This is a genomic window from Ruegeria sp. BE1, assembly GCF_056538885.1.
Map to the genome: position 1 here is coordinate 1 of NZ_JBQFTY010000006.1, position 22,532 is coordinate 22,532.

At 58.8% G+C, this 22,532-nt stretch carries 28 protein-coding genes and 2 tRNA genes; 14 read left to right on the forward strand and 16 right to left on the reverse strand.

The window, feature by feature from the left end:
* Positions 1-449 precede the first annotated feature (449 nt).
* The 4 genes from ACR0J5_RS16355 (at position 450) to ACR0J5_RS16370 (ending at position 4,359) form a co-directional block, all read left to right on the forward strand.
* Complete coding sequence (locus tag ACR0J5_RS16355; protein ID WP_480655719.1) at positions 450-1,190, forward strand: 5-oxoprolinase subunit B family protein; 741 nt, start codon at positions 450-452, stop codon at positions 1,188-1,190.
* A complete protein-coding gene (locus ACR0J5_RS16360; RefSeq protein ID WP_480655240.1) occupies positions 1,187-2,185 on the forward strand; it encodes a 5-oxoprolinase subunit C family protein in 999 nt (332 codons plus the stop codon). The genes ACR0J5_RS16355 and ACR0J5_RS16360 overlap by 4 nt, the downstream gene beginning before the upstream one ends.
* A 13-nt stretch (positions 2,186-2,198) precedes the next feature.
* Positions 2,199-2,960, forward strand: a complete 762-nt coding sequence (locus ACR0J5_RS16365; RefSeq protein ID WP_480655242.1) for a LamB/YcsF family protein — start codon at positions 2,199-2,201, stop codon at positions 2,958-2,960.
* A gap of 151 nt (positions 2,961-3,111) precedes the next feature.
* The gene (locus ACR0J5_RS16370; protein ID WP_480655243.1) at positions 3,112-4,359 is read left to right on the forward strand and encodes a hypothetical protein; all 1,248 of its coding nucleotides are present in this window, start codon (positions 3,112-3,114) and stop codon (positions 4,357-4,359) included.
* A gap of 73 nt (positions 4,360-4,432) precedes the next feature.
* Here the strand turns inward: ACR0J5_RS16370 and ACR0J5_RS16375 are convergent, their stop codons facing one another.
* Positions 4,433-5,815, reverse strand: coding sequence for a D-alanyl-D-alanine carboxypeptidase family protein (locus tag ACR0J5_RS16375; RefSeq protein WP_480655244.1), 1,383 nt, complete (start codon positions 5,813-5,815; stop codon positions 4,433-4,435).
* Positions 5,816-6,096: 281 nt separating this feature from the next.
* A complete protein-coding gene (locus tag ACR0J5_RS16380) occupies positions 6,097-6,798 on the reverse strand; it encodes an HAD family hydrolase (RefSeq protein ID WP_480655245.1) in 702 nt (233 codons plus the stop codon).
* A gap of 93 nt (positions 6,799-6,891) precedes the next feature.
* On the opposite strand from ACR0J5_RS16380, the gene clpS reads away from it, so the two are divergent.
* From clpS to hemF, 4 genes are read left to right on the forward strand one after another with little or no spacing between them, the layout of a single operon-like run.
* A complete protein-coding gene (gene clpS, locus ACR0J5_RS16385) occupies positions 6,892-7,236 on the forward strand; it encodes an ATP-dependent Clp protease adapter ClpS (RefSeq protein ID WP_480655247.1) in 345 nt (114 codons plus the stop codon).
* 26 nt (positions 7,237-7,262) lie between these two features.
* Complete coding sequence (locus ACR0J5_RS16390; protein WP_480655249.1) at positions 7,263-8,228, forward strand: class I SAM-dependent methyltransferase; 966 nt, start codon at positions 7,263-7,265, stop codon at positions 8,226-8,228.
* 37 nt (positions 8,229-8,265) lie between these two features.
* Positions 8,266-9,066, forward strand: a complete 801-nt coding sequence (locus ACR0J5_RS16395) for an SDR family NAD(P)-dependent oxidoreductase (protein WP_480655251.1) — start codon at positions 8,266-8,268, stop codon at positions 9,064-9,066.
* Positions 9,067-9,071: 5 nt separating this feature from the next.
* On the forward strand, positions 9,072-9,956 hold the full coding sequence (gene hemF / locus ACR0J5_RS16400; protein WP_480655253.1) for an oxygen-dependent coproporphyrinogen oxidase: 885 nt from the start codon (positions 9,072-9,074) through the stop codon (positions 9,954-9,956).
* Between the two features lie 6 nt (positions 9,957-9,962).
* On the opposite strand, the gene ACR0J5_RS16405 is transcribed toward hemF, so the two are convergent.
* Genes ACR0J5_RS16405 through modA form a run of 4 tightly spaced genes read right to left on the reverse strand, consistent with a single transcriptional unit; the run spans position 9,963 to position 13,020 of the window.
* Positions 9,963-10,415 carry a hypothetical protein gene (locus ACR0J5_RS16405; RefSeq protein WP_480655255.1) on the reverse strand — a complete coding sequence of 151 codons (453 nt, stop codon included), beginning with the start codon at positions 10,413-10,415 and terminating at the stop codon, positions 9,963-9,965.
* 38 nt (positions 10,416-10,453) lie between these two features.
* On the reverse strand, positions 10,454-11,551 hold the full coding sequence (gene modC / locus ACR0J5_RS16410; protein WP_480655257.1) for a molybdenum ABC transporter ATP-binding protein: 1,098 nt from the start codon (positions 11,549-11,551) through the stop codon (positions 10,454-10,456).
* Positions 11,548-12,240, reverse strand: coding sequence for a molybdate ABC transporter permease subunit (modB, locus tag ACR0J5_RS16415; protein WP_480655259.1), 693 nt, complete (start codon positions 12,238-12,240; stop codon positions 11,548-11,550). Before modB ends, modC begins: the two co-directional genes overlap by 4 nt.
* A gap of 3 nt (positions 12,241-12,243) precedes the next feature.
* Positions 12,244-13,020 (reverse strand): molybdate ABC transporter substrate-binding protein, encoded by a 777-nt coding sequence (gene modA / locus ACR0J5_RS16420; protein ID WP_480655261.1) that lies wholly within the window; start codon positions 13,018-13,020, stop codon positions 12,244-12,246.
* 200 nt (positions 13,021-13,220) lie between these two features.
* On the opposite strand from modA, the gene ACR0J5_RS16425 reads away from it, so the two are divergent.
* A tRNA-Val gene (locus tag ACR0J5_RS16425) sits at positions 13,221-13,296 on the forward strand.
* Positions 13,297-13,372: 76 nt separating this feature from the next.
* Here the strand turns inward: ACR0J5_RS16425 and ACR0J5_RS16430 are convergent.
* The 4 genes from ACR0J5_RS16430 to ACR0J5_RS16445 form a co-directional block, all read right to left on the reverse strand.
* Positions 13,373-13,570 carry a hypothetical protein gene (locus ACR0J5_RS16430; RefSeq protein WP_480655263.1) on the reverse strand — a complete coding sequence of 66 codons (198 nt, stop codon included), beginning with the start codon at positions 13,568-13,570 and terminating at the stop codon, positions 13,373-13,375.
* A 127-nt stretch (positions 13,571-13,697) separates the two neighbouring features.
* A tRNA-Arg gene (locus ACR0J5_RS16435) sits at positions 13,698-13,774 on the reverse strand.
* A gap of 21 nt (positions 13,775-13,795) precedes the next feature.
* A complete protein-coding gene (locus tag ACR0J5_RS16440; RefSeq protein WP_480655264.1) occupies positions 13,796-14,272 on the reverse strand; it encodes a GNAT family N-acetyltransferase in 477 nt (158 codons plus the stop codon).
* On the reverse strand, positions 14,273-14,584 hold the full coding sequence (locus tag ACR0J5_RS16445) for an ETC complex I subunit (RefSeq protein ID WP_480655265.1): 312 nt from the start codon (positions 14,582-14,584) through the stop codon (positions 14,273-14,275).
* Positions 14,585-14,737: 153 nt separating this feature from the next.
* Between ACR0J5_RS16445 and uvrB the strand changes: the two genes are divergently transcribed.
* From uvrB to ACR0J5_RS16460, 3 genes are all read left to right on the forward strand, one after another.
* Positions 14,738-16,924, forward strand: a complete 2,187-nt coding sequence (gene uvrB, locus ACR0J5_RS16450; RefSeq protein WP_480655266.1) for an excinuclease ABC subunit UvrB — start codon at positions 14,738-14,740, stop codon at positions 16,922-16,924.
* Positions 16,925-16,926: 2 nt separating this feature from the next.
* Positions 16,927-17,451 (forward strand): hypothetical protein, encoded by a 525-nt coding sequence (locus ACR0J5_RS16455; RefSeq protein WP_480655268.1) that lies wholly within the window; start codon positions 16,927-16,929, stop codon positions 17,449-17,451.
* Positions 17,452-17,871: 420 nt separating this feature from the next.
* Complete coding sequence (locus tag ACR0J5_RS16460) at positions 17,872-18,579, forward strand: ORF6N domain-containing protein (RefSeq protein ID WP_480655270.1); 708 nt, start codon at positions 17,872-17,874, stop codon at positions 18,577-18,579.
* Here the strand turns inward: ACR0J5_RS16460 and ACR0J5_RS16465 are convergent.
* The 4 genes from ACR0J5_RS16465 to ACR0J5_RS16480 all read right to left on the reverse strand — a co-directional run bounded on the left by ACR0J5_RS16465 (position 18,576) and on the right by ACR0J5_RS16480 (position 20,167).
* Positions 18,576-18,929 carry an MmcQ/YjbR family DNA-binding protein gene (locus tag ACR0J5_RS16465; protein ID WP_480655272.1) on the reverse strand — a complete coding sequence of 118 codons (354 nt, stop codon included), beginning with the start codon at positions 18,927-18,929 and terminating at the stop codon, positions 18,576-18,578. The two genes, ACR0J5_RS16460 and ACR0J5_RS16465, sit on opposite strands and share 4 nt — an antisense overlap.
* 70 nt (positions 18,930-18,999) lie before the next feature.
* Positions 19,000-19,407, reverse strand: coding sequence for a hypothetical protein (locus ACR0J5_RS16470; RefSeq protein WP_480655274.1), 408 nt, complete (start codon positions 19,405-19,407; stop codon positions 19,000-19,002).
* 64 nt (positions 19,408-19,471) lie between these two features.
* Positions 19,472-19,723, reverse strand: a complete 252-nt coding sequence (locus ACR0J5_RS16475) for a hypothetical protein (RefSeq protein WP_480655276.1) — start codon at positions 19,721-19,723, stop codon at positions 19,472-19,474.
* A gap of 138 nt (positions 19,724-19,861) precedes the next feature.
* Complete coding sequence (locus ACR0J5_RS16480) at positions 19,862-20,167, reverse strand: excalibur calcium-binding domain-containing protein (RefSeq protein WP_480655278.1); 306 nt, start codon at positions 20,165-20,167, stop codon at positions 19,862-19,864.
* Positions 20,168-20,414: 247 nt separating this feature from the next.
* Here ACR0J5_RS16480 and ACR0J5_RS16485 point away from each other — a divergent pair, with 247 nt between their 5' ends.
* Positions 20,415-20,918: a HugZ family pyridoxamine 5'-phosphate oxidase gene (locus ACR0J5_RS16485; RefSeq protein ID WP_480655280.1), complete on the forward strand. Its 504-nt coding sequence runs from the start codon at positions 20,415-20,417 to the stop codon at positions 20,916-20,918.
* Here ACR0J5_RS16485 and ACR0J5_RS16490 read toward each other — a convergent pair.
* Together ACR0J5_RS16490 and ACR0J5_RS16495 are read right to left on the reverse strand one after the other, a co-directional pair.
* A complete protein-coding gene (locus tag ACR0J5_RS16490; protein ID WP_480655282.1) occupies positions 20,903-21,310 on the reverse strand; it encodes a universal stress protein in 408 nt (135 codons plus the stop codon). The genes ACR0J5_RS16485 and ACR0J5_RS16490 overlap by 16 nt on opposite strands.
* A gap of 65 nt (positions 21,311-21,375) precedes the next feature.
* Positions 21,376-21,702: an antibiotic biosynthesis monooxygenase family protein gene (locus tag ACR0J5_RS16495; protein ID WP_480655284.1), complete on the reverse strand. Its 327-nt coding sequence runs from the start codon at positions 21,700-21,702 to the stop codon at positions 21,376-21,378.
* Between the two features lie 173 nt (positions 21,703-21,875).
* Here ACR0J5_RS16495 and ACR0J5_RS16500 point away from each other — a divergent pair, with 173 nt between their 5' ends.
* Entirely contained in the window at positions 21,876-22,511 is a 636-nt protein-coding gene (locus tag ACR0J5_RS16500; RefSeq protein WP_480655286.1) for a hypothetical protein, read from the forward strand.
* Positions 22,512-22,532 lie beyond the last annotated feature (21 nt).

Genomic DNA, 22,532 nt, shown 5'->3' on the forward strand with positions numbered 1-22,532 from the left:
TCCGACCGTCTCTCCGATCCGTCAGCACCGCCTCAGCAGCGCCGGTGAAGGGGGTTCTAAGGTTTACCCCCAAAAGCCGCAAGCAGAAAATGGCGTTTAAATCCTTTTTTTTGCGATTTCTTGTTTTTATGTTTAAAAACAATAGATTAACGAATGCGCCACCTGCACGGAGAACTCTGAATCGCTCTACAGCCTAGCATCGGTGCAAAGGGCATCGTCCAAGTGACTCCACCTATACCCTACATATAGTAAACAAGGGGCAAGCACCTACAAGAGCGCGCCGAGTCGGCTGACCTTTCTCGACTCATTTCCGGCCCGTTTTTCCGACTCGGGTCGGATTTAGGGCTCGGAAAACATCTCCTCATCCCCTCGGGGACTTGCGTATCCGACTGGGATACGGTCACCTCGCGACAAAGAAACAGTCGAACTCACTTAATAGGACACCTGTGCTGACTGCCCCTTTCCCACGCATACGCTCCGTCGGTCTGGATGGCCTGCTGATCTCGTTTGACGAAACAATGGCCGAGCCGTCAAACCGCGCGGCTTTGGCATTTCGCGACGCCATCGACTCGATGCAGTGGCACGGCGTGGTCGAGACATCCGCATCACTGGCGTCTGCTTATGTTCGGTTTGACCCGCTTACCCTGCCTCATGCGGACATTCATGCCCAGCTGACGCGGATGCTGGAAGATCGGGACTGGTATCAGGCCCCCCTCCCCTCGGGCCGACGGCTGTGGAAGGTGCCTACCGTCTACGGCGGCCCTCTTGCACCGCAACTGGACGAAGCCGCCGCTGCGGCCGGGTTGTCCCCATCAGAGGCCGTGAAACGCCTGAGCGAGACACGGGTGCGTGTGTTGACGATCGGCTTTGCGCCCGGGCAACCCTATCTCGGACCGCTGGGGCCCGAGTTCAATATTCCACGCCTCAAGGAGCTGACCCCTATGGTGCCCGAAGGGGCTCTGGTGCTGGCGATCGCTCAGTTCGTACTGTTTTCGGGCCCGACCCCAACCGGCTGGCGCCATGTGGGGCAGACGGCCTTTAGCTGTTTCCGCCCCGATGCTGAACAAAGCTTTGCCCTGCGTCCCGGGGATGAGATGCAGTTCCTGCCCATCAGCGCCGATGAGCTTGAGCGTATCCGCGCAAATAACGATGGCACGGGTGGCGCAACCTGCGAGGACATCCCGGCATGAGTCTGCGCATCCATCAGATTGGGCCGTCCTGCACAGTGCAGGATCAGGGGCGCGCCGGGTATCTGGATCAGGGCCTGTCCCGCTCGGGCGCGGCGGATCAACGTGCGCTATTTGAAGGGGCCGCCTTGCTGGGGCACAGCCCCGATTGCGCCGCGCTGGAGATGGCAGGTCTGGGCGGCACCTTCGAGGCCATGCAAACCTTAAACATCGCTTTGACCGGCGCGCCGATGCAGGCCAGCATCGACGGCAACCCGATTGCCTGGAACGCCTCTCATACCCTTGAGGCGGGGCAGATGCTGACACTTGGGGCAGTGACAAAGGGCACCTATGGCTATCTGCATGTCGGGGGCGGGATTGATGTACCGCCTGCTCTGGGATCACGCTCAACGCATCTAACGGCAAATCTGGGGCGTGCGGTTCAGGTGGGGGATATGCTGCCTGTTGGCGCACATAATGTCAGTGCGGGCCTGAAGATTCCGGCGGAGAATCGGTTTGAAGGCGGGACCCTGCGCATTGTGAGCAGCTTTCAGACGCCGCTTTTCGATCAGGATACGCTGAACCGCTTTACCCAAACGGTTTTTCAGCGCGGGGCGCGGGCGAACCGGATGGGCATGCAGCTGGACAGCACAGGCGAAGGGTTCGCCGCGCAGGGGCAGTTGAACATCCTGTCAGAGGTCATCACCCCCGGCGACATCCAGATGACCGGAACCGGGAACCCCTTTATCCTGCTGCCCGAGTGCCAGACGACCGGCGGCTATCCCCGGATCGCGACCGTCTTGCCCTGTGATCTGCCGCGTGCGGCGCAGACAGCGGCAGGCGGACAGGTTCGGTTTGAATTCGTGACGCTGGACGAGGCCGTCGCCCTGCACGCCGCCTATCTGGCCGATCTGGGCCGATTGCGGACAAAGGTTGAGCCGCTGGTGCGTGACCCGCATGACATACCGGACCTGTTGTCCTACCAATTGATCAGCGGAATGATCTCTGCCACCGAATGAAGGAGTGTTGCCGATGCCCAGCGTCGATCTGAATGCCGATATGGGGGAAAGCTTTGGCCCATGGAAGATGGGCGATGATGACAGCCTGCTCAAGATCATCACCTCGGCCAATATCGCCTGCGGCTTTCACGCGGGCGACTGGGATGTGATGGCGCAGACGATGGCGCTGGCGGCAGAAAACGGCGTTGGCATTGGGGCGCATCCCGGGTTTCCCGATCTGCAGGGGTTTGGCCGCAGGAATATGAAAGTGCCGCATGGCAGCCTGCGCAATCTGGTGCGCTATCAACTGGGGGCGGCCATCGGGATGGCACGGGCGGTTGGAACTCAGGTCCGGCATCTGAAGCTGCACGGGGCGCTGGCCAATATGTGCTCGGCCGATATCGACATGGCACGGGCTTGCTATCAGGGCGCGCTGGATGTGGACCCGGACATTATCATCATGGTGTTGGCCGCCACCAAGCAGGAAGACGCCGTGCGCGAGCTGGGATGCAAATGGGTCGGAGAGATCTTTGCCGACCGCGCCTATAATGACGACGGCACACTGGTTGATCGCAGCCTGCCCGGCGCGGTCATTCATGCCCCCGAGATTGCCGGGCCGCGCATCCTGAACATGGTGCGCGAGGGCGCCATCATCACCGAATCCGGCAAACGGCTGGAGACGTCGATCGACACGATCTGCCTGCATGGCGACGGGCCGACGGCCGTTCAGATCGCCCAATCCGTGCGTGAAAACCTGATCGCAGGCGGGGTTGAGGTGACGAAATTCATCCGGTGATCATGCGGATGTAAGACCGATTACGCATTTTCTTCCTGTTGCCCGCTGGGATTTCTGACCCTAGCATGCCTGCAAGTGCATGTTCTGATTATTGGAAATCCAGGTAAGCCCGCGCCCGTCTGCCACCGGGCCCGCGCAAGGAGGAAAGTGTATGTCTTTAGATTTGATGTCGTACCAGCCCCGCGGGGACAAAAAGAATTCCGAGTTCTTCACCGAATACCTGCCCCGGATTTACGAGCGGCGCGACAGCTCTGGGCTGGCACAGCAGGTCGGGGCCATGCGGGCGATTGTCCTGCAGGTCGAAACCACCGCGCTGTTCGACACACTGATCGAGCTTTATGTGATGACGCCTTACCGTCACACGGCTTCCTACCTTGGGCAGACACATAAATTCTCGGTCCTGCATTCGCATGCCGATTACCCGGCGCTGATCGTGATGGCCCCGCTGAGCCCGAGTTTTGAGGATTTCATTCCGCGCATAAACCGCATGTATCCGCTTGCGCGCAAAACGCCGCAAACCCGCTATGTCGGAGAGATTTACGGCGCAACTGATCTGAAGGCTCTGACCCAAACGCTTGAGGATCAGAATATTCGGTTCGAATATTCTGGGGACACCGAAAACCCGTTCTACACGCTGGATGGATTCCGTTTCACAACGCCGTCTGATTTCACCTGCAACCGGGTTGGATATTCCGATCTGGACTTCAACGATCCCGACAGTCTGGAGCTGGGGGATCGCATTCTGCTCAGCGATGCAGAACAACGGCAACTGGACCAGGCCGCAGGCTTTGGGGACGACACCAAAATTGCGCCCCTGATGCTGGGGATCGACCATCTGGCTACCCGCATTCTGGCGGGCGAGCGTGAAGATGCGATCCTCGAATTTTTGACGATGGTGCCCTATTATTTTTGGGGGGCGTATAACATCTTTGACATGAACTCTTCGACCAATGTAAACCGCAATGCCGGTGTGGACGATGACAAGAAATCCCCCGCCAAAGTGTTCACCGCCAACAACACGCCATCCTTCGTGAACTCGTTCGAGCGATTGCCGATGCCGACCGAGGATTTCGTGCGCAATTTTGGCCGTCGGTTGCACCATATGGCGGTCGAGATTCAGGATGGCGATCATGGGGCCGGGGAAAAGAATGTCGATTTTGTCGTCAACACGCTGAAGGACAAGGGCGTGCCGTTCCTGGCGCATGTGGTGGGTGAGTGCAAAGACGATCCGAACCTGAAACAGATCTTCTCAAAACACTCGAAAAACACGCTTTTGATCACCGAGTATATTGAGCGCTGCCATCACTATGACGGGTTCTTCACCAAGGATAATGTCGCGGCTCTGACCGCTGCCGCCGGTCAGGATGAGCAATACCAGCACGGGCATGTCTTTGACTAAAGTGCCATGACAAAAAAGGGCTGCGAGTTTCCTCGCAGCCCAAGATCCATCCAGGAGAGTAATATGCCGGGTCTTATGACGGCCCGATCATGAAACATGTGACATTGCGGGCCTGCAGCCGGCGGCAGGCCAAATCGGCCTGTTCGCGGGTCATGCCCTGAAATGTCGCCTCGAACCCGCGCGAGCCTTGGTTCACCTTGCGTAGAGTTCCTTCCAGAGTGGTCATTTCCGACAGGGCGGTTTTCAGCAAAACCTTCTCGGCCTCATATCGGGTGGTATAGCGGCCCACATTGACGCCCCACAGATGCCCGCCGGATGTGGACAGGCGCGTGACGATTTCTTGTTCCGGTTCGGGCGGCTCAACCGGGCTGGTCGAGGCCAGAACCAGATCGTTGGGGCGGGCGGCGGGTCGCGTGGTATCGTCGGTCGGGGTCTGTACATCCGCCGACGCAATTGCCGCCGCGATCCCGTCCTGAATGCGCGCGCGGTTCTGGGCCGCCGTTGCGGCCACAGTGCCCGCCACCTGAACAGTAGCCGTGACGCCCGGGCGCAGCACGGGCCGCAGGCTGGTCGTCGGTGCACCTGTCAAAGCCGCAACTGTCGCGCCCAGCCCTGCATTCCCGGCATAGGCCGGACGGGCTGGTTTACGGATCGGCGCACGCGATGGCGCGCGGCGGAAACCCATATCCAGCAGCTCGGCCACTTTGGCATTGCGTGACGCCCCGGATTTGCCGCCAAAGACGGTTGCAATGATACGCTCGTCCTTGCGTTTGGCCGAAGCCACGAGGTTGAACCCTGCCGCGCGGGTATAGCCCGTCTTGATCCCGTCAGCGCCTTTATAGGCGGCCAGCAGGCGGCGGTTGGTATTCGGAACTGTCTTGATCCCGGCATGGGTCGATTGGCGCGAGAACAGGTTGTAGTACTGCGGGTAATCATACAGCAGATGACGGCCCAGCGTGGTCATGTCACGTGCCGTCGACAGATGCCCGGATTCCGTCAGACCATGCGCGTTTTTGAACGTCGTGCGGCTCATGCCCATCGCCTTGGCGGTGCGGGTCATGCGGCGGGCAAAGGCGGCCTCGGACCCGCTGATGGCGATGCCGATGGCGGTCGCAGCGTCATTGGCCGATTTCACCGCAGCGGCACGGATCAGATAGCGAAACGCAATCCTCTGCCCGCTGCGCAGACCCAGCTTTGACGGCGGCTCGGCCGCAGCCTTCTTGGTGATGCGAACCTGAGTGTCCAGATCGATCTCACCGTTCCGAACCGCCTCGAACGCGATATAGAGTGTCATCATCTTGGTCAGAGACGCCGGATGCAGCCGGGAATCGGCGTTGCGTGAATGCAGCACCTCTCCGGTGCGGGCATCGATAACCATTGCCGCATAGGGCGCGGCCATCCCTTGCAACGGCGCAAAGGAAAGCAGCCACAAGAATGCTATAAGAAATAAGCCCATTCGGGCCGGAACTGTCCGCCGAACCTGCACGATCTTTGCCTCTGTCTACCTCAGGCCGCCGGGTTTTCCCGGTCAGCAATTACTTATTTTATTGCTTTTCAGGCTAGCACAGAGACCTGTTGAAATAAACCAAAAGCTCATCAAATCGCTATTTGGTGAAGGCGGGATTTGCACACAAAATGTAGCGGAACAGCCCCCCGGCCCCCACTAGATCACGCAGCCCCCACTGAAAACTCTTTCCTTGTTCGATGATTTTTTTGAACTGCGGCCAAATGGCAACATCAGGCAAGCGCCTGAACAAGGTCGGCCAATTGGCCCAAATCCTGCAATTCGCGGTAACGCGGATTTTCTGCCGGGGTTTCAGCCTGCTCAATCTCCCACACCAGGCCGTGAGGCACGTAGACGCCCCAGCTTCCGGCCTGAATTGCGGCCACCACATCAGAGCGCATCGAATTGCCGACCATCATCGCCGTTTCGGGGCCATTGCCGTAATCCTCAAAGATCCTCTGGTAAGTCTGCGGCGTTTTCTCGGACACGATCTCGACACCGTCGAACAGATCGCCTAAGCCGGACTGCGCCAGTTTGCGCTCCTGATCGATCAAGTCCCCTTTGGTGATCAAAACCACCTGATGAGTCGCCGCGACGCTGCGGATCGCCTCTTGTGCATGGGGCAACAGCTCGATCGGATGGGCCAGCATGTCCTGCCCGGCTTCGATCAACTGGCGAATGACCGCAGCGGGCACACGGTCCTCGGTGACTTCGATCGCTGTTTCGATCATCGACAGGGTAAAGCCTTTGATTCCATAGCCATATTGGCGAATGTTGCGCTTTTCAGCCTCAAGAAGCCGCTCCATCAGGTGGTCCTTGTCGGCATGATCAGCCAGCAATTCGGCGAAATGGGCCTGGGTCAGCTGAAAAAATCGTTCATTGTGCCACAAAGTGTCATCCGCATCGAAGCCGATTGTGGTAAGGTTTTGGCCCATGTCTTATACGTCCCGCTGGCTCTTTTCTCTGGCCCGTTCGACGTTATATAAGCGCACAGACAAACCGAAGCCTGAATTGGACACTGGAACGCGATGCTGGAACACCAATGGATGATGTCTGACCATTCGGACGACGACGATGCGGATTCGTCTCTCCTGGTGCAGACGCGCCCCAAGACCAAGCGTCCGCCGCTTTACAAGGTCCTGCTGCTGAATGATGACTACACGCCGATGGAATTCGTCGTGCATGTGTTGGAGCGGTTCTTCGGCATGACCCATGCGCAGGCGTTCGAGATCATGCTGACCGTCCATAAAAAGGGCGTGGCGGTGGTTGGGGTCTTCAGCCATGAGATCGCGGAAACCAAGGTCGGGCAGGTCATGGACTTCGCCCGTCGGCATCAGCACCCCCTGCAATGCACAATGGAGCGGGAAGAGTAAGCCCGCGCGCTCTTTCCAAATCAACAATGTCCCCTCGTCTTGAATTAGCTCTGGAAAGCGGCCTTGCGCTGTCGCAACCGCTGAGCGTGCTTGCGCCCGTGATGGCCACCGATCTTTCGGCGCTGCCGCGTGAAACGCAGGTGGTGCAGCCCTTTAAACCTTTCCATGACCATTTCGCGCAGCAAGGTTTTGCAACCGTGCCCGAGGCGCAGGATAGCTGTCAGGACGTGATCGTGTTCCTGCCGCGCGCCAAGGCGCTGGCGCGGTCGATGGTGCATCAGGCGTGCCAGCGCGCCAGTGGCGTGGTTGTTGTGGACGGTGCCAAGACAGACGGCGTGGACAGCCTGCTGAAAGACATCCGCAAACGCGTTTCCGTCGAGGGGCCGATCTCAAAAGCCCATGGCAAGATTTTCTGGTTCCAGTCCGATCCGGCAGCCTTTGCGGATTGGGCGGCACCAGACACGCAGGCCGCCGACGGGTATCGCACCGCACCCGGTGTGTTTTCCGCAGACGGGATTGACCCGGCGTCGGCCCTGTTGCTGGCAACCCTGCCCGGCAAACTGGGCGCGCGGGTTGCCGATCTGGGCGCTGGCTGGGGGTATCTCTCGGCTGGTCTGCTGCAAACCCCGGGCCTCAAATCCCTGCATCTGGTCGAGGCTGACCACATCGCCCTGACCTGCGCCCACACCAATGTCGATGATTCCCGCGCGCAATTCTACTGGGCGGATGCGGTGACGTGGCGCGCGCCTGAACCGGTCGATACGGTGGTGATGAACCCGCCCTTTCACACCGCCCGCAGCGCTGAGCCCGAGTTGGGACAGGGCTTTATCCGGTCAGCCGCACAGAACCTGACCCGCAGCGGCAGCCTTTGGATGGTTGCCAACCGCCACTTGCCTTATGAGGCAACGCTGTCCGATGCGTTCGCCCATGTCGAAGAAGTGACCGGCGATAATCGGTTCAAGGTGTTTCACGCCTCTCGCCCTCGGCGGTGATCCCCGTTAACCTGCGCCGCAACTCAGGAGTTTACGCATGTCCTTTTCTATCGCTGGCAAGACCGCAATCGTAACCGGCGGGGCCAATGGCGTGGGTTTGGCCATCGGTCGGCACTTTGCCGACGCAGGGGCCAATGTCATGTTCGCAGATATGGACGAAAAGCGACTGGCCGAAGAGCTGGGCGAACAGGCGGATGACAGCAACATCAAGTTTTTCGCGGGCGACCTGCGGGAAAAGCTGACCATCAACAACCTGCTCTCTGCCACCATCGATGCCTTCGATCAGGTCGATATTCTTGTGAACGGCGCGCGGCAGGTGATCCCGTCCGATCCGCTGGATGTCGAAGACGACTCGGTCAAGACCCTGCTGAACCAGAACCTCATGCCCGCCCTGCGGCTCAGCCAGGTGGTTGCCAAACGGATGATCAAACAGGCCGGTGAAGACGGTGACGGCCCGATTGGCTCAATCATAAACCTGTCTTCGATCGCGGCCCGGCGTACCCACCCTGATCTGATGGCCTATTCGGTTTCCACCGCCGCGCTGGATCAGATGACCCGGTCGCTGGCCGTGGCGTTGGCGCCGAACCGTATCCGCGTGAACTCAATCGCGCTGGGGTCGGTGATGAGCGCCTCTCTGCAATCGGCCCTGAAAGAGAACCGTGAATTCCGCGACGACATCGAAAAACACACCCCGCTGGCCCGGATCGCCGCGCCCACCGAACTGACCGAAACGGCGCAGTTTCTGGCCTCGGACGCGGCAGGGTTCATCACCGGCCAAATTCTGACCATTGACGGCGGCCGCACCCTGCTGGACCCTGTCGCAGCCCCGGCACATTGATCCCCATGTTTGATACTGAAAAATCCACCGCCTCTGCCTGGTTTCGCCAACTGCGCGACCAAATTGTCACCGCCTTCGAAGCGCTGGAAGACAACCATGACAGCGGGCCCTTCTCGGACGCAAAACCGGGGCGGTTCGAGGTCAAGGAAACCACGCGGCAATCTCAGGACGGATCGGATGCAGGCGGCGGGCTGATGTCCGTGATGCGCGGCGGCCGGGTGTTTGAGAAAGTCGGCGTGAATATCTCGACCGTCTACGGCAGCCTGGGTGAACGGGCGCAACAGGCGATGGCCGCGCGCAAAGGTATTCCGGGTATGGCCGAAGATCCGCGTTTCTGGGCCTCGGGCATTTCGCTGGTGGCACATATGCAGAACCCGCATGTCCCTGCGGTCCATATGAACACGCGGATGTTCTGGACGCCGCATGCCTGGTGGTTTGGCGGCGGGTCCGACCTGAACCCCTGCATCGAGTATGCCGAGGACACGGCCCATTTCCACGCCACCCAAAAGGCGTATCTGGACCCGCATGGTGCGGCACATTACCCGCGCCTCAAGGAATGGGCGGATGAGTATTTCTATATACCGCATCGCAAGCGGGCGCGCGGTGTCGGTGGCATATTCATGGATGACTACTGCACCGGCGACTGGGCAGGTGATTTTGCCCTGACCCAGGATATTGGTCGCGCGTTCTTGCCTGCCTTTGTGCCCCTGGTCGAAAAGCGCCGTGTTCAGGGGTTTGGTGAGGCGGATAAGACCACGCAACTGGTTCATCGCGGTCTTTATGCGGAATACAACCTTGTCTATGACCGAGGCACCAAGTTCGGGCTGGAAACCGGCCATGACCCGGATGCCGTTTTGATGAGCCTGCCGCCCATGGCCCAATGGGTCTGATCGGGCCTAGAAATCGAAATCCAGAAGATTGTCAAAGCAATGGCTTTGCGCCCCACTGGCCGACATGTTCTCGCCCACGCGGCTGACTGTGATCGAATAGCTTTTGGACGTGTCGCCCCCTTCGGGCGGGGTCAGCGAAAACTGCACCGTCCGGTTCGACTTGTCATAGGCTTTTGAGACATAGATGCGTTGGGTCGTAGGCACACCAAGGGTTCGAATGGCAAAATCGCCAATCCCGCACCAATAGGCGATTGCCGCCGAAGATCCATGGGCCGCAACTTGAAAGGTGCCGTCTTGCAAGGGCGTGACAGTCGTTCGATAGGTGGGACTGGTTCTGACCCCGACACCAAATCCTACGGCCTGTGTCTGAACGGGTAGCATTAGGGCCAGTACCAAACCAGATACTTTTAGAAAACGCATGAACTCAATCCCTGCCTCAATGTCGACATTGGTAGGCATGATAATATCTTGTGGGATCGAGTAAAGCCGTCAAAGCCCTACGGCAAGGTGACCCGCCCGCCCACATCCTGCGGCGCCAAGGCCACCGTCTTGATTACCGCAAAGCAGGGCAAACCGGGCTCAAGCCCCAGTGCCTGAACCGACCGCCGTGTGACGCGGGCCAGCACCGGCCCTGCGTTTGTGCGAACCGAAACGATGGCCCCCGGCCCATCCCCTGCGCGGATCGTTTCAACCGTGCCCTCCAGCATGTTCAGGGCCGACAACCCCTCGGGCCGTTTGTTGGACAAGATAACCTCTTGCGCGGGGATGCGAATGCGCAGCTCTTCCCCGATCTGATGCGGAATGCGGGGCAGGAACAGGCGGGCGTCGCCCGCCTCAAGCTCGGTCAGCCCGTCGGCGTGATGATCGCGGACCCGAACCCTCAGCACCGCCCCCACGGCGCGCACACCGGCTGGGGCGACGGATGGGTCTGCCATGACCTCGGATGCCGGGCCATGCCGCACCGCCTTGCCATCCTGCAAAGCAACCACAGAGGTCGCCAGCCGGGCAACCTCGGCCGCGGAATGGGTGACGTAGAGAATGGGAACCGAAACCTCATCCCGCAGCCGTTCGAAATAGGGCAGAATTTCAGCCTTTCTGGCATCGTCCAGCGCGGCCAGAGGCTCATCCGCCAGAATCAGACGCGGACTAGCCAGCAAGGCGCGCCCGATGGCAACGCGTTGCTTTTCGCCCCCCGACAAGCCAGCGGGGCGTCGGTCCAGCAGGTGCCCGATGCCCAGCATCTCAATCACTTTGTCCGGGTTTTCACGGCGGGCCTTTCTGGGCGCAAACCAGCGGCCATAGGACAGGTTCTGCCGCACGGTCAGGTGCGGAAACAGGCGACCTTCCTGAAAGATGTAGCCCAAGCGTCGACGGTGCGGGGGCAGCCAGATATTCCGCTCGGTATCAAACAAGTCCCAACCGTCCACAGCCACGCGCCCCGCCTTTGGGCGCAGCAGCCCCGCCACCGCGTTGACGACCGTCGTTTTCCCCGAACCAGATCGCCCGAACAGAACGGTCACGCCCGAAGGCGCATCGAATTCAAGGTTCAACTGAAGGTCGGGCAGATCGTGCTGCAGGCGGACAGAAAGGCTCATGACCCTGACACCCGAGCAGCGGCGCGGCGGCCAACATATTCCGACAGCAACAACGCCCCCATGGCGATGATGATCGACACCACCACCAGCCGGGTCGCGGCGGCCTCGCCCCCCGGCACTTGCAGAAAGGCGTAAACAGCCGATGGCAGGGTCTGGGTCTGGCCGGGAATGTTGGAAACAAAGGTGATCGTGGCCCCGAACTCCCCCATCGCCTTGGCGAATGCCAGGATCGCACCGGCGATCACACCCGGCAAGATCATCGGCAAGGTCACCGTGGCAAAGACAAAGAATCTGGATGCGCCCAAAGTGGCGCCTGCCTGTTCCAGCCTTGGGTCAACCGCCTCAATCGACAAGCGGATGGCGCGCACCATCAGTGGAAAGGCCATGATCCCCGCCGCCAGAACCGCCCCGGTCCAGCGAAAGGCCACAACGATGCCGAATTCGGCCAACAGCTTGCCCAGTGGGCCCTGAATGCCGAATGTCAGCAACAGCAAATAACCCGTCACAACGGGGGGCAGAATCAAGGGCAGGTGAACAAGGCCGTTCAAAAGCTGACGGCCCGGAAACCGCCAGCGGGCCAGTGCGTAGGCCACGAAAATCCCCAAGGGCAGCGTCACCAGCGTGGCCCAGAACGACACCCGCAGCGACAGCCTGAGCGCTTCCATTTCGGCGGGGCCCAACCATCCCATCGCTTAGCCGCCCGGCAGGGCAAAACCCTGCTCAACAAAGACCTTTTGGGCCGCGTCAGATGTCAGATACTCAAGAAACAACTGTGCGTCCGGCCCGGCGGTCGTGGTCAGAGCGGCCGGATAGACAATCGGCGGATGAAGCGCTGCAGGGAATGTGGCCACAACCCGCACCCGCTCCTCAACCTCAGCGTCAGAGCGATACACAATCCCCAAAGGCGCAGCCCCCGCGGCCACCAACGCCAGCGCAGCCCTAACGTTATCCGTTTGCGCGATCCGGGACTGAACATCTTCCCATATCCCCAAGTTCTGCAGTGCGGCCTTGCCGTAAATACCCGCGGGCACAGCATCCACCAGCGCCATCGCCAGATGGCCGCCCTCCAGCATCGCCACCAGATCGGTTTCTGGCCGCATTGGGCCGACCGGTTCCTGATCCGCCCCGCCGATCAAAACCAACCCGTTCCCCAATAAATCCACCCGCGACGTCGCATCAACCCGGTCCTGATCCTGCAACAGATCCATCCAGTCCACATTGGCCGAGATGAACAGATCCGCAGGGGCCCCCAGTTGAATCTGGCGCGCCAAAACGGATGACGCGGCATAAGAGACGATCACATGATGCCCCTCCTGCTGCTCAAAGGCAGGAGCAATCTCATCCAATGCGTTTTTCAGGCTGGCCGCCGCGAAAACCAAAATCTCCGCTGCCCCCGCTCGGATCGGAAGCAACGTCAAAACACCCAGAACCAAGGCGATTGAACAGCGGCGGGCAAGGGACCGGATCATGAACCCTTCGATTGGTAAGTTACAGCTTCTTCGGGAATATCTGAGGTCACAGGGAACAGGCAAGCGCCTTTCCCGATGCGAGACCTAGCGCGTGCTGAAATGTCATAGCCCAGCGGACACTGAGCTATCCCAATTTGTCTCAAAGAATTTTGCCTGACCCTCTTGCGCCCGCGCGCTGGCTTGGCTACATGCACCGTCACGGGTGATTAGCTCAGTTGGTAGAGCGCTTCGTTTACACCGAAGATGTCGGGAGTTCGAGTCTCTCATCACCCACCATCCTAGCCTCGATGAGTTGCAGAGCCCGCTCTTGCAGAAGCTCCAATATTCGTTCCTGGCCCTTCGGAAAACAGCTCTAGTTCGGCTGCACCGCGACCAGTACCACGTCCAGCTTTTCTTCCAGCGCCTGCAATTTGCGCAGGTCGTCTTTCGGCAAATTCGCGCTATCGGCCTCAACCGCGGCCAGCGCCACAACCGGGCGACCGATTTCCTTTTCCAGCGCCTGAACAGCGTTAAGCTTGTCAGCTTCCAAATTTGCGATTGGATAGAGCATGTTATCCTCCTGTCTGCATCTGACAGATAATATAGCTCATTTTCCAAATTTCACAGCAAAGCAATTTTTCCGATGGTGAACATCGGTTTTCCACACTCTCAAGCGCGGCAAAACAGCTTTGAAGAAATGGCGATCCCTGAAGGACTCGAACCCTCAACCTGCTGATTAGAAGTCAGCTGCTCTATCCAGTTGAGCTAAGGGACCGCTGCGCCCTTCTTGCGGTTTTTACCGACGGGGTTCAAGAGCCAAGCGCATGAAAGCGCTGTTTGGATCCTCATCATACCCATGTATCGGCCCGCAATAGGAATAGCCCAGCGCCTCATAGAGTTTGCGCGCGGCATCATATTCGGGCAGATGATCCGCGCCCGTCTCAAGAACCAGAGCGGAAACCCCTTCGGCCTGCGCCTGTTCGGCCAAATATCTCATCATCATCCGTGCCAATCCGCGCCCTCGGGCATGGGACAGGATATGTACCGATTTCACCTCAGCCGTCCCGTCAGGCAGCGCCTTAAGCGCCCCACAGCCAAGCGCCGTATCCCCGTCGTAAAGCCCCCAGAACCGCATGCCCGGCGCGCGCAAGGCGTCGACATCCAGCGTATGGTTCGAGGTTTGCGGCGTCGCCTCCCAACTATGGGCCAGATGGGCCTGAATGATCGGGCGCAGGTCGTCCGCTGCGGGGTCGGCCTGCTTGATTTCGATCATTTAGTGGGTCCAGGGGCTGCGCCGGTCGGTGGCAAAGTTTTCCCCGTACCCGCGCGCGCGCAGGTTGGGTTTGCGCGAGTGCGGTTCACTGACCTGCGCGTTGATCCCGTTATCCTTGGCGTAGTCCAGCGCCTCTTCCTTGGTGTCGAATTTCAGACGCACCTGGGTCTGCGTGTCACTGGATGAGGTCCAGCCCATCAGCGGATCCACCTCACGCGAAGAGGCGGGGGCGTATTCCAGAATCCACTTGCGGGTCTTGGCCATCCCCGAGGTCATCGCATTTCGCGAAGGCTGGTAAATCCGTGCGCGCATATCGCCTCTCCGTACTCACTTGGCTGGGGATGTTTATGCGTCAGACGGGCGATGCGGACAAGTCCGCAATTGTCGCAATTGAAGCGATCGGAAATGCCCCCTTGAACAAGAACAAAAACAGACCAAAATCAGGCGCGAAAGGAATCCCCCCTTATGGCCTATGCTCATTCCGACAAGACCCAGCTGACTGCCGAAGATGTCCGCGCCCGCCTGAAGCTGGAAGGTGGCAAGGCGTTTGTCATGCACACTGATTTTGCACCCGCAGGGGACCAGCCCACGGCCATCACGGAACTGGCAGGCGGCGTGCGGGACGGTGAGCGCGATCAGGTGCTATTGGGCGCAACCGGCACGGGCAAGACCTTCACTATGGCCAAGGTGATCGAGGAAACCCAGCGCCCCGCTATCATTCTTGCGCCCAACAAGACACTGGCCGCGCAGCTATATGGTGAATTCAAAGGTTTCTTTCCCGAAAACTCGGTGGAATATTTCGTCAGCTACTACGACTATTATCAGCCCGAGGCTTATGTCCCGCGCAGCGACACCTACATCGAAAAAGAATCCCAGATCAACGAACAGATCGACCGGATGCGCCACTCGGCCACGCGGGCGCTGCTGGAACGCGACGATGTGATCATCGTGGCGTCGGTCTCGTGCATCTACGGTATCGGCTCGGTCGAGACCTACGGGGCGATGACGCAGGACCTGAAGGTGGGCAGCGAGTACGATCAGCGGCAGGTGATGGCCGATCTGGTCGCCCAGCAATACCGCCGCAACGATCAGGCGTTTCAGCGCGGGTCGTTCCGGGTGCGCGGCGACAGCTTGGAAATCTGGCCTGCCCACCTAGAGGATCGTGCCTGGAAACTGTCGTTCTTTGGCGAGGAACTGGAACAGATCACCGAATTCGACCCGCTGACTGGCGAGCGCACAGCCACGATGGAGCAGGTGCGGGTCTATGCGAATTCCCACTACGTGACGCCGAAACCGACCATGCAACAGGCGATCATCGGGATCAAAAAGGAACTGCGCATCCGGCTGGACCAACTGGTGGGCGAGGGCAAACTGCTGGAGGCGCAGCGTCTGGAACAGCGCACCAATTTCGACCTTGAGATGCTTGAGGCCACCGGCGTCTGCAACGGGATCGAAAACTATTCGCGCTACCTCACGGGCCGCGCCCCCGGCGAACCGCCCCCGACCCTGTTCGAATTCATCCCCGACAACGCGATTGTCTTCGCCGACGAATCCCACGTCAGCGTGCCCCAAATCGGCGGCATGTACCGGGGCGACTATCGGCGCAAATTCACGCTGGCCGAACATGGCTTCCGCCTGCCGTCCTGCATGGACAACCGCCCTTTGAAGTTCGAAGAATGGGACGCCATGCGCCCGCAATCCGTCTTTGTCTCGGCCACGCCGGCCAAGTGGGAGATCGAGCAGACCGGCGGCGTGTTCACCGAGCAGGTGATCCGCCCCACTGGCCTTCTGGACCCTGAGGTCGAAATCCGCCCGGTATCCATGCAGGTCGACGACCTGCTGGATGAGGTGCGCAAGGTCACCGCCAATGGTTTCCGCACATTGGTCACGACGCTGACCAAACGCATGGCGGAAGACCTGACCGAATACCTGCACGAACAGGGCATCAAAGTGCGCTACATGCACTCGGACATCGACACGATCGAACGGATCGAAATCCTGCGCGACCTGCGGCTGGGCGCCTTTGACGTCCTGATCGGCATCAACCTGCTGCGCGAGGGGTTGGACATCCCCGAATGCGGGCTGGTCGCCATTCTGGACGCGGATAAAGAAGGGTTCCTGCGCTCCGAGACCTCTTTGGTCCAAACCATCGGTCGCGCCGCTCGGAACGCCGATGGCCGCGTGATCATGTATGCCGACAAGATCACCGGCTCGATGGAACGCGCCCTGAATGAGACCAACCGCCGCCGCGCCAAGCAGATCGCCTATAACGAGGAACACGGCATCACGCCCGAGACGGTGAAGAAAAACGTCGAGGACGTTCTGGCCGGGCTCTATGAGGGCGACGTCGACATGAACCGCGTCACCGCCACCATCGACAAACCGATGCACGGCGCCAACCTCGAGGCGCATCTGGACGGGTTACGCGAGAAGATGCGCAAAGCCGCCGAGAACCTCGAATTCGAAGAGGCCGCCAATATCCGCGATGAGATCAAACGTCTGGAAGCGGTCGATCTGGCCGTCGCCGACGACCCCATGGCGCGCCAATGGGCGGTCGAGAAAGCCTTCGAAGGCGCGGTGAAATCGCGGGGTCGGTCTACGGCAGGACGGCCGGGGCAGCGGGGTGGGAATGTGAAGAGGCGGAAGCGGTGAATATGTTCAAGAATTTCTTACTGCATACTCTTTTTGGGTTTTTTTCAGTCTTCCCATTCGGGCCAGCGAATTCCGAAATTGAAAATCGTTCAACGGAATTAGGGCGACCGGTAAGAGTACTTACCGAAGGGATATCAGGCATTCTGTTGAGGCAAGTTTTGGATTGGAACGACTTAGACGAAATGGATTTCAGCCACAACTCGGACAAGCTGTCTGAGTTCGATATGCTTCTGGTATTTGTGGATGAATTCGAAGAGATGGGTGCTCTTAGCATTATCGAGCAACTCGGCTTGAAAGAAAATTTTACGACTGAAGCTGGAGTACATCCGTTTATGATCAGTCTCTCTGTCAATTTCAAAGAAACTGAAATACCGTTCCCAATTATTGCTGTTGATCGAAGGCAGTTCTACGCCAGAGACATAGCGTGCCACCCACCATTTTTGAGGGACATTATTCTGCAGTTTGATCCGAATGCAGTTGCCGAAGACGAGGAAAGTTATCGTACCGTGCCTGAATGCATAAGATGATACAGTGTATCAGAAGGCCCTATTCCAACCACAGCAAACATCAGGAAAATCAAACGAGTTCAGCTTGGTGCCTAGCTCTGGCGGGCGATTGCTTGCTGTGGGCTGACTGTCGCTGGCACTGGCTGGCTGTCGTTGGCTTTTGCTTGCTGTTGCTGGCGCTTGGCTGGCTGTTGCTTGCTGCGGCTTACGATGGCTTGCGTGCTGCTGGGTTCCTGTGAACTCGTTGTAGATTTCATATAGGTACGCCCGGAGTGATGTCAATAAAAAATCCAATAAAAACATATAGTTGACTTATTTACTCGGGCATTTTGGCGGGATCGACTTGTCCAACCCTTTTCTGCGCATCAGCAGTTCAACCTTGCAGCCCAGCGCGGCCTGCTTCACGTTTGAAATCACAATCTGTGATTCCAAACGGTTACCATGACGAACCCCCAAAACCTGCCCAGCACGCACGAGGTCCAGAGCGCCATTCACAAGGTGCGGGGCACCCGCGTGGTGCTGGCCGAGGATCTGGCGCAGTTCTATGGGAAAACCGTCAGCGCCTTTAATCAGGCGGTGGCGCGCAATAAGGATTTGTTCGAGGGCTACCGCTTTCAGCTGACCGATGCTGAGGTTGCGGATTTGCAATCACAGAACGTGATCTCAAAGCCCAAGGGGCGTGGCGGACGGCGGGTCAATCCGTGGGTCTATACGGATTACGGTGTGGCCATCGCCTCGGCCCTGTTCAAAGACCCGCGCGCGATCCGGATCACGCGGATGATTACCGAAGCCTTTGTGGATGGTGCCAACGCCTTGGCCGAAACCCCGCGCAGCCTGCCCGAGATTCTGCCGCCCGAGGGCACCCCGGCCCCTCTGCTGCCCAATGGTGAACAGCTGCGCGATCTGGCCGAGAACATTCTGGACTCGGGCCAGCAAAGCCTTGTCGATTACATCGCCAACCCCACCACCAAACGTCAGCAGGCGGTGGCCGCGATCATGAAAACCCTGGCCGAGACAGCTGGCGAAGAAGTGCGCACCCAGCATGAGCGCCTGCGCCTGAACATCGCGCAACGTCTGGCCGCCGGGGATTATGCCGACGATGATGACCGCAAGCGCTTGCTGGACCTGCTGCACGCGATGAAAGGTTAAAGCCCCAGCTGGGCCCGTGCCTTTTTGGTCAGCTTGGCGACCACCAGATCATAGGATGTCACAATATGGTCGCGCAGGGAGGTGTCGCTCATCCCGCGGTCTTCATAGACCTGCAGCCATTTCATCCCCCGTGACGCCAGATAAGGCGCTGGGCGGATACCGGGGGCATCGCTGAGCACCTCAAAGGCCAGATCGGTCGCCTTGAAGGTGAACGCGTCCTTGCCGTCATTCCAGCCGCAAATCGCAAAGACCTTTCCGCCGACTTTCCACACATCGGCATTGCCCCATTGCACAACATGGCTTGTGGCCTTGAGGCTGGCGCAAAATGTATTGAACTCGTCCCGGGTCATGGGCGGAAACTGGCATGCGGGCCGACCCGGATCAACCAGAGGATTTCTCCTCTGGTTGGCGGTTCAAAGGTCAGTAGCTGACCCACCAGTCATGCAGATTTCGCTTGCCGTCACTGAACCTCAGGTCGCGTCCCAGGAAATAGACCATCGAACAGCGCTCGGGCCCGCCGCTGATTTCCGAGATACGGCACAATTCGTTGCCTTTGACGGACCAAGTGCCCTTATCCTCCCACGAGCCATCATTGGCAGAGGAATACTGCCTGCCATCTTTTTCAAACGTCCAGGTCCAGCTCGAACTTTTGAGCGTTTTCCCAGACACGATCTTTTCGATAGAGGCGCCATCCATCTGCTGCGCTCCCATCTCTTTGATCTGGGCGACTTTGGTTGCAGACAGATACTCTTCGGACGCATCAGCGGCGGTTGCGATGGAAAACTGAGCCGCGATCAAAGCTATTGCGGTGCATTTGAAAAAGTTCATCGAACATTCCTCATGATTAACTTTTGGTACAATAATTGCTCTGGCTTCCTGTGAAGGAGGAAACCTACCCCTTGTCCCAATGGACAACGACATCAAACCCGACGGGGGTTGGAGGGGTTTCAAGAAAGTCGGCGAAATGAGCCCAAAGCGCGGCCACTTTAGGCGCGTTGGCGTTCGAGCTTTCCTCGCTTTGAACAATGGCGACCACATAGCCCGAGCCGTCGTCGTTCATCACATTCGTAAAGCTGTGCATGCCGTTCATGCCCATGATCTGATCTTTCAATTCATTCATCTTGGCCTCTGCGGCGTCGCGCATGCCGGGTTTCATTTTGAATTGGGTAATACGTGCAAACATGACTTTCCTCCCGTTCAGGGCAAAATTCCCTAGAGCGCGGGCGAAATGGCCCGCGGGGCGCAGTGTATCACAAATTGACGGTTTCTTGGATTCGGCTGCCTAAGGCCGGACGAATTTGGCCGAGCCGACTGAGCGCGACTGCGGTTTTTCGGCCTGTCGCGGGGCCGCCGTTTGAACCGGAGCCTCCACCGCAGTATCGCAGGCAATGCCATCGCCGTCAGGGTCGTGTTGCGGGTGATACCCCGGCCCGCCCGCGAAAAAAGGCCCAGGCACAACGGACTGAACCGCGTCACATCCCGCCATAGCAATCAGGTGGATCAGGGCCTCTTCCCCTTCATAATCCGAGGTCCGCAGATACACACCCATGGCAACGCCCAAAGTGGTTACTGGCAACATCAGAACCATGAGCAATATCCGAACCGGCGAAAGCGCCCGCTTGCGCGTGGCTTCAGCCCGCCGCTGACGCCGCGAGATTTTTTGAGGGGTAGGTTCCGTTTCGGATTCCGAGCTTGGCATGTCGATTCCATACTCTGGATTTGTGGCGAAACCGAGACCCTGGTGCGATCCTTGGCACCGACAAAACAAACCCTCGCGACCGCTTGGGGATGCGGTTATGGTTCACGTGTGACAGACCCCGCCAGAGCAACAGAAAATGCCCGACTCCACCCCTTTTCGTCAGGTTGACGACACGGCCCGCGACCTGGCCCGCACACTGATCGAAAGCGCCACCTTTGGCGCGCTTGCAACGATGCAACCGGGCACGACAGCACCTTCGGTCTCGCGCATTGCCGTGGCAACGGACGAGAATGGTGAGATGGTAACGCTGATCTCGACGCTGGCGGATCACACACAGGCGCTGCGCAATGCACCCGCCTGTGCAGTGTTGATCGGCGAGCCAGGCCAAACCGGTGACCCTTTGACTCATCCGCGCCTGACCCTGCACGCCAAGGCGCAGTTCATCGCCCGCGACAGTTCAGATCACACGGCTTTGCGGACGCGGTATCTGACATTGCGACCAAAATCTAAGCTTTACATCGATTTCGCCGACTTCGGCTTTGTGCGGTTCAAAGCGGTTGATGCGCTGCTGAATGGCGGCTTTGGCAAGGCATGGCGCCTGACTGCAGCCGACTTGCAATCCAATCAGCGCACCACGTGAACGGCACAGGCGGCGTGGCGGACCACATGGTTTGCCGTCGACCCCAACAGCAGGTCCTGCATGCCCGGACGGTGAGACGCCATGATAATCAAATCAGGTTTGTTCGCCGCCGCCCAGTCCAGAATGGTACGCCCGGAGTGGCCTTCGACCACCACACCTTTCGCGTTTGGCAGTTTCGAGGCCAGCTCGTCCAGCTCTGTCTGAAGCGCCTTGCGGGCCTGGGTCAGATATTCTGGTGGCATGTAGGATATCGCATAGTTCGGAATATGCTCGACCACATGGAGCAGAGTGATCTGCGCGTCTGGCGTTGCCAAAACCCCCGCCAGCTTCAATGGTCCGGAAATATCCCGTTCGGCATCGAATGAAATCGGAACAAGTATGTTGTGATACATGACGCGCACCTCTGGTTGCTTGACGTTATGTTGCACCAGACCTAACCCCAAGGCTTTGATCCAAATCAGGAACTGCCGAAGGTCTCGGCCACGTCATACATCACCGGCTCAAAGCTTTTGCACAGCTCGTTGATCTTGCGATTGCGGTCTCGCATTTCTGGCGTACGCAACATGGCCAGGAAATCGTCACGCCGTTCCCATTGCGAGTAGTTGGCAATCCGCGTCTGCGCATCATTCACATGCAGCCCTGCTGCGACAAACCCGGGCTGCTTCGAAATGAATTCAGCATACGCATCCGTCAGGGCCTCTAACAGATCCTGACAGGTTCCCGGGGTCATTTCAAAGGTGGTGATAACTGTCTGGACGCTCGCGCTCTTGGAAATTTTCGGCATCTGGATACTCCTTTGTCTGATCTCAGCCTAACACAGGTTTTTTGATAGGCACCGGGTTTCATGCTCTGACCCCGTTCGTTCAGACATTCTCGAAAAATGAACGAAAGACTAACGATCCGTTAACCAAGCTGACCGATGCTGCGCGCATGTGGCGTGTGTTCGTTCTTTTTTTTGTGTTGCTGTCCGCGGGACCAGCGTGGTCCGGCGCGTGGCTGCGGGAAAAGGGCACGGCTTTTACAGCGGTCTCAGTCACTGCATTTCAGGACGTTGCAGGCGGGTATGATTATAAAACAGCATTTTATGCGGAATACGGCTATCGACCCAAACTGACCATTGGGCTGGATTTCGAAGAGCACCGGGATCACTTTGGCCACGCTCTGGCCTTTGTGCGGGTACCTGTTGCAGATTTCGGAAACCGGGGCCGCTTTGCTGCCGAATTCGGAGCAGGCGCACACCACCGCCAGCTTAGGGCCTGGGCCACGTACAAGGTGACATTATCCTATGGCAAAGGCTTTCAAACCGGTTGGGGAAACGGATGGCTGGCGGTCGATACAGCGCTGGAATACCGCACACATGATACCGTGCTTCGCAAACTGGATTTTACTGCCGGGCTGTCGGCGGATCGGCGATTGAACCCGCTTTTGCAGATCGAAACAGCCTATAGCTCGGATGAAACGCTGTATTGGCGCGCGCGGCCATCGATCATGTACCGCCCCAAGAAGGGCAAAGTGACGTGGGTACTGGGCCTGGAACGCAACAACGCGCGCAACAACACTGGGTTGAAACTAGCGATCTGGAATGAATTCTGATCCGCAAGGATGGGCCGCCCC